This window comes from Collinsella sp. AM23-17 (assembly GCF_003470945.1).
In the GTDB taxonomy this organism is placed as follows: Bacteria; Actinomycetota; Coriobacteriia; order Coriobacteriales; family Coriobacteriaceae; genus Collinsella; species Collinsella aerofaciens_O.
This window is the reverse complement of sequence record NZ_QRHU01000039.1, coordinates 1-6202: the sequence shown is the minus strand read 5'-3', so window position 1 is coordinate 6202 and position 6202 is coordinate 1. Positions and strand designations below refer to the sequence as shown.

Here is a 6202-nt window from a genome sequence, read left to right as displayed (position 1 = left end):
TGGATCTGCTCGACGGGGTTGTTGCCGAGGGCGTTGCCGCCGAGGGCGACGACGATGCGGTCGGGCTTACCGTACGGTTTACTCATAGTATTCGTTCACTTCCCAGCTACTAGCGAAGCGTCGCGTACATCATGGCCTTAATGGTATGCATGCGGTTCTCGGCCTCCTGGAACACACGAGACTGCGCGCTCTCAAAGACCTCGTCGGAAACCTCCATCTCGGTCACGCCGAACTTCTCGGCAATCTCGGCGCCGATGGTGGTCTGCGTATCGTGGAAGCTCGGCAGGCAGTGCATAAAGATGGCGCCGGGGTTTGCCTTGGCCATGACCTCGGGCGTTACTCGATAGGGAGAGAGAAGATCGATTCGGCTCTTCCACAGCTCCTCAGCCTGGCCCATACCGACCCAAACGTCCGTATAGATCACGTCTGCATCCTTGACGCCCTCGTCGATATCCTCAGTGAGCTGGATCGTGCAGCCATTCTGAGCGGCGATCTCCTGGCAGCGCTCAAGAAGCTCGGGATCGAAGTGCGTGGCGCCCTCGACATCGCCCTTGGGTCCGCAGGAGCAGAAGTTAATGCCGAGCTTGGCGCAGATAACCATCAGGGAGTCGCTGACGTTGCCCTGCTCCTTGCCCATATAGGTGAGCTTCATGCCGCGCGTGTCGCCAAACTCCTCACGCATGGTAAGAATGTCGGCAAGGGCCTGGGTGGGATGGTACTCGTTGGTCAGACCGTTCCAGACGGGAACGCCAGCCTTGGCGGCAAGCTCCTCGACGATCGACTGGTCGGAGCCGCGATACTCAATACCGTCATACATGCGACCGAGCACGCGGGCGGTATCCTCGATGGACTCTTTCTTGCCCATCTGCGACGAGCCGGGGTCGAGGTAGGTCACACCCATACCCAGGTCCATACCGCCGACCTCGAAGGCACAGCGCGTGCGCGTTGAGGTCTTCTCAAACAGCAGGACAATGTTCTTGCCCTCGAGAAAGCGGTGCGGATAACCGGCGCGCTTCATATCCTTGAAGTTCTTTGAGAGGTCGAGCATGTACTCGATTTCCTCGGACGTAAAGTCAAGCAGGGTAAGAACGCTTCGACCAGAAAGATTAAGAGCCATGATTTGAGTCCTTTCGGTTGTTGGAACACACAAGGAGGGATGGGCGGCGCAGACGCACACGCGCCGCCCAGATACGCTAACGCTGACTAGATTTCCTCACGCCAGAACGGCATGGTCATGCAGCGCGGGCCGCCGCGACCGCGAGAAAGCTCCTCGGAGGGGGCGACGAGCAGCTCGACGCCGGCCTTGTAAAGAGCATCGTTGGTGACAACGTTGCGCTCATACACGCAGACCTTGCCCGGTGCGACCGCAAGAGTGTTGGAACCATCGTTCCACTGCTCACGGGAAGCCTCGATCGGATCGCCACCACCGCACTCAATCATGGTGATGTGGTCCATACCCGTCGCAAGCTCGAGAATATGCTGCAGGGTGCCCTCGAGCTCCTCGATATGCACCTCCCCCTCCGAATCGCCCTTGGTCAGGCGGTAGGCACGAAGCGTCTGGTAGATGCCGGGATAGACCGTGAACTTATCGCGATCGACCTGCGTGCAAACGGTGTCGAGATGCATGTAGGCATAGCCGTGCGGAATCTTGATGGCATAGATGTTCTCGATTTCGGCCTCATCAGAACCCCAGAACATATTCTTGGCGAGCTCATCGATGGCCGCAGTCTGGGTACGCTCGGAAATACCGATGGCGAGCGTCTTGGCGTTGATGTTGAGAATATCGCCGCCCTCGATATGCCACTCGCTATTGTGGTCGTACCAGATGGGGCTACCGGCGTAATCGGGATGGTTGCGGAGCACCGTTTCGTAGAAGATTACCTCGCGATTGCGCTGATTCCAGTACATGCGATTCATGGTAGCGCCCTTGCCCACGACAGCCAGGGGATCACGGGAGAAATACGAGGCGGGCATGGGGAAGAGGACCATGTCGTCGCCCTTCAGCTCATCGCCGTCCAAGCTGGCAAGAGAGCCGCCGACATGCGGGATCTCGAGGTCGCGCACATACAGTCCGCCCATAGCCGTGAGGACAAACTCCTTGTTGTCCTTGATGGAATCGAGCTTCTCGACAACGGCCTGGCGAAGGGCCGCGTTGGAGATGCCGGACTCCCCCATGAACTTCGTCATGAACTCTGCGCGAGTGCCCTCGACTTTGTCAAACGTCTCAGCGAGCAGCTCTTCCATATAGACGACCTCGGCGCCAGCGCCGCGAAGAAGGTCGGTAAACTGATCGTGCTCCTTCTGGGCATAGTCCAGATAGAACGCGTCGTGAATCCAAACGCGGTCGAAATCCTCCGCCTTCATGTTTACAAGATCCATACCGGGGCGATGGACGCACACCTTCTTGAGGGCGCCAATCTCGCTATGAACGTTCAGTCCTTTGCTCATCTCTATCCTTCTTTCTTACAACTGTATGTAGGGTTTTACTTTTACGGCAAGGGGATAAGACCCGAAACCGCAGTGAATGCCATGCAGATAACGCTTACGACCAGGAAGAATTTCCAAGCGACCTTCCACCACTGGCCAAGCGGAATCTTGCAGACGCCAAGACCGGCAACGAGCATCGCGCTTGTTGGCGAAATGAGAGACATGGCCGCGCTGCCCATGGAAAGACCAGTAACTGCAGCCTCGGGGTTTAAGCCCATCAGCTCAACAAGCGGGCCGAAAATGGGAATCGTAAGAGCAGCGATGCCCGAGGAGCTCGGAACGAGGATCGACAGAAGGTTATCCACGACATAGAGGATGCTCGTAAAGATAACGGCTGGAACTCCAGTGAGAGCCGTGGCGAGCGTATTGAGAATCGTATCGATGATGAGGCCGTCATTGGCGATTACGAGGATTCCGCGGGCAAGTCCAACAACGATGGCAGAGAACGCGAAGTCTGCAATTCCCTTAACGAACTCGCCGGCGATTTCCTTCTCATTCATCCCGGAAACAACACCCGAAAGAAGGGCCATGGCCAAGAAAATCGCAGAGATTTCGTTCATGTACCAGCCCTGGGCTACCAGGCCCCAAATGATAGCGCCAAGTCCAAGCACGAAAAAAACCATGACGGCTTTTTGCCTAGCGGTGAACTCGCTATCGAGGAGATTCTCGTCCGCGCCAAACTCTTTTCGCTTCTCGATATCATCGTGGAAAGCGGGGGATGCCTCGGGATTCTTCTTAACCTTGAGGGCATACATCACAACCCATGCGACGCCAACCGCAGTAAGCACGACAAGGGCGATAGTACGCAGCCAAAGCTGAGGGTTGCCCTGGATGCCGAGGATGCCCTGAGAAATCAGAACGTTAAACGGATTGACGGTAGATGCGATGTATCCGATACGGGCGCCCACAAACACCGTCATGAACGCCGTAATTGAGTCGAAGCCCATGGCCATCATGATCGGCATAAGAATCGCAAAGAACGGAAGCGTTTCCTCTGCCATACCAAAGGTGCTGCCACCCAAGGCAAAGAGCACCATTAGGATCGGGATGATGAGGACGTCCTTGCTCTTGAACTTCTTCACCACTCGAGCAACGCCGCTCGTGATGGCTCCGGTCGCCGTGATGACCTGGAAGGAACCTCCCACGATCAAAATGAACGCAACGACCTCGACCGCTTGCTGGATACCGATCGCAGGAGCCTCAAGCACTTCGAAGACGCCTTGGCGAAGATCGACCTCGTTGCCGTCCTCGTCCGTATAGACCTTATCGACAGGCGCATAGGTGCCCGAAACTGTTACCTCGCGGCCGTTAACCTCCTGGCGTTCAAACGAACCCGAAGGCACGACCCAGGTCAGAACGGCAAATACGGCCATCAAGACGAGAATGATGGTGTATACGTGCGGAACTCGAAAGGCACGCTTCTTTTCTGTCTCTGCCATCTCTCCTCCTTAATTCAGGGGTTTTTCGTTGCCGGCAAAGCCATTGTGTCATCGCGCAAAACACCCTTCCGCCCCATCGCCCGCCAGCGAAAGCCATCGGCCCGTAAACGGCCTTTAGATTGATGTAATTCGTCAATTTACTTTGCTAATTGATGTAATTCGTCAATTAGCAGCTCGGCTCGTGCCATTCTCCTGTGACAGATATGATGTAAATTGAAACAATCTCGTAATGTGCCACTATGGAACCAATAAATACTCACCGCCAAAGCGAGGTCATATGTCCGCACTGCATGTTCAAAACGAAATAGGAAAGCTAAAAAGGGTCCTCCTGCACTGTCCCGGCCCCGAAACGTGCAACTACCCCGACGGCCAGTTCAATCAAGTCTTTACGCTGCGCCCTTCTAGCAACTCTTTTGATCTTGAAAAGGCTCTTAGGGAGCATCATGCTTACTCGGCAATGCTCGAGCACGAAGGAGTAGAGATTCTCTATCTCGAAAACCTTCTTACCGAAGCCCTTGATGCGACAGGGCAGGCGCGTCACTCTTTTATCGATAGCTACATTTCAGAATGCGGCGCGCGGGGCATTGAGCTCGAATCTGCCATTCGCGTGTATCTCGAGCGCATCGAAGGCTCCCGTGCCCTGGCTCAAGCAGCGGTCAATGGCATCCGCTACTCCCAGGTCTTCGATACGGATAAGGAAGTATTCAGCCTCGCAAAACTGACGGGCGATGCATACTCGCCTGACGACCTTCTCGTAAGCCCCCTTAACACCATGTGGTTCACTCGCGATCCGGCGAGCGTCATCGGCGAAGGCGTCACGCTCAACCATATGTACTGGCCAGAGCGCAACCGTGAGGTTATCGCCTATAAAACGATTTTTACCTATCACCCGGATTTCCGCGAGACTCCCCAGTTCTTCAAGCATGAATCGACTTTCCACATTGAAGGCGGCGACCTGCACAACCTCAACAGCGAAAACGTAGCCGTTGGAATCTCCCAGCGAACCGAACCGGCGGCGATAGACACCCTGGCAAATAACTTGCTCTGGGATGAGAACTCGACTATTGAGTCCGTATGGGCCATTCAGGTCCCCTACGATGACCTCTGCATTCATCTCGACACATATTTCACTCGCGTTGGCTACGAGACATTCCTCGTTGCCCGTGAACTTCTCGACCAAGCGCGGGTCTACCGCATCACACGGGGCAGATTGGAAGGGACAACCCGGGCACGCCATGTCGAAGGCGGACTGAAAGAAGCGTTGCGATTAGCCCTAGGTTCAAGTTCGTTGCAATTTATCCTTTGCGGTGGCTCAAATCCCGGTGCAGCAGAGGTCGAAAGGTCCAACAATGCCACAAGCACCCTTTGTTTGGAGCCCGGCAAGGTCTGCGTATACGAAGAAAACGCCGAAACCAACAAAGCACTGGAGCAGGCAGGTATTGAACTTGTCCCCATCTCTATCTTCGAGCTGACAAACGGCTTTGGCGGTCCCAACTGCCTCTGCCTTCCCCTCGTCCGCACTTCATAACATGGGAACGGGTCAAAACATAAAGGCGCTTCGCAAGCGCGATCAGCTAACACAGGAGGAGCTCGCGACACTCGTCGGCGTCTCCAAAGAAACGGTATGTCGCTGGGAAAAGGATCGTTATGCAATCCGCCGCTCAACGTTGCTCAAGATAGTATCGACATTTAACCTGCAGCTCGACGACCTCACATCTGAAACCGCAGGGCTAGCCGCAAGGCTCGACCACGAGGAGCGGAAGGGGGAATCCAGAGAAGTTATTACTGATTCCCTTTGCGATGTATTTAAAATCCAGATGAATGGAGGCAGAACGGGACTTAAACAAACCGGAACAACCGCGCTTCCCTCATCCGTATTCAAGAAACATCGCGGGTGCTTCTTTGTTCAAATGGACACGTCCGCCATGTCCAAATGCTATCCGATTGGATCTCATCTCCTCGTGGATCCCAGTCTGAAACCCTGGAACGGATGCTCCGTCCTCGCTTTGGCCGATAATTCGAGAATCGTCATACGGCGTTATAGCACCGGCACAAACACCGTGATGCTCTCATCCCACTCATATCGCACATCGGAACCGGATATTGTGCTGGACAAACGCCGAATTAGGATTCTAGGAGTCATCGTTTGGTTCCAGGCATCTCACGATCTGAGCGTCTAATCAAATTGAATCTTGCCCGCTCTCCATTTGCTCACCCCTCAACAGCAAAAGCCCCGCAGTCGGAGCGGACTGCGGGGCTCGTGAAGAGAGGCTAGT

The 6202-nt window shown here is 55.1% G+C and carries 5 protein-coding genes; 2 read left to right on the top strand and 3 right to left on the bottom strand.

From position 1 onward, the window contains the following. Nucleotides 1-109 precede the first annotated feature (109 nt). The 3 genes from argF to DW645_RS09650 all read right to left on the bottom strand — a co-directional run bounded on the left by argF (nt 110) and on the right by DW645_RS09650 (nt 3926). Complete coding sequence (argF, locus tag DW645_RS09660) at nt 110-1117, bottom strand: ornithine carbamoyltransferase (protein ID WP_117584179.1); 1008 nt, start codon at nt 1115-1117, stop codon at nt 110-112. 86 nt (nt 1118-1203) lie between these two features. Continuing rightward, on the bottom strand, nt 1204-2448 hold the full coding sequence (locus DW645_RS09655; RefSeq protein ID WP_118227341.1) for an arginine deiminase family protein: 1245 nt from the start codon (nt 2446-2448) through the stop codon (nt 1204-1206). 41 nt (nt 2449-2489) lie between these two features. Next, on the bottom strand, nt 2490-3926 hold the full coding sequence (locus tag DW645_RS09650; protein WP_118227340.1) for a YfcC family protein: 1437 nt from the start codon (nt 3924-3926) through the stop codon (nt 2490-2492). Between the two features lie 277 nt (nt 3927-4203). Here DW645_RS09650 and DW645_RS09645 point away from each other — a divergent pair, with 277 nt between their 5' ends. Both DW645_RS09645 and DW645_RS10260 read left to right on the top strand, forming a co-directional pair. Then, nucleotides 4204-5454, top strand: coding sequence for an arginine deiminase family protein (locus tag DW645_RS09645; RefSeq protein WP_158568723.1), 1251 nt, complete (start codon nt 4204-4206; stop codon nt 5452-5454). Between the two features lies 1 nt (nt 5455). Then, nucleotides 5456-6106 (top strand): LexA family transcriptional regulator, encoded by a 651-nt coding sequence (locus DW645_RS10260; protein WP_118227338.1) that lies wholly within the window; start codon nt 5456-5458, stop codon nt 6104-6106. Nucleotides 6107-6202 lie beyond the last annotated feature (96 nt).

Excerpts from the sequence above, each read along its gene's own strand:
- DW645_RS09655 (WP_118227341.1), bottom strand. The coding sequence starts at position 2,448 with ATGAGCAAAGGACTGAACGTTCATAGCGAGATTGGCGCCCTCAAGAAG.
- argF (WP_117584179.1), bottom strand. The coding sequence starts at position 1,117 with ATGGCTCTTAATCTTTCTGGTCGAAGCGTTCTTACCCTGCTTGACTTT.
- DW645_RS09650 (WP_118227340.1), bottom strand. The coding sequence starts at position 3,926 with ATGGCAGAGACAGAAAAGAAGCGTGCCTTTCGAGTTCCGCACGTATAC.
- DW645_RS09645 (WP_158568723.1), top strand. The coding sequence starts at position 4,204 with ATGTCCGCACTGCATGTTCAAAACGAAATAGGAAAGCTAAAAAGGGTC.
- DW645_RS10260 (WP_118227338.1), top strand. The coding sequence starts at position 5,456 with ATGGGAACGGGTCAAAACATAAAGGCGCTTCGCAAGCGCGATCAGCTA.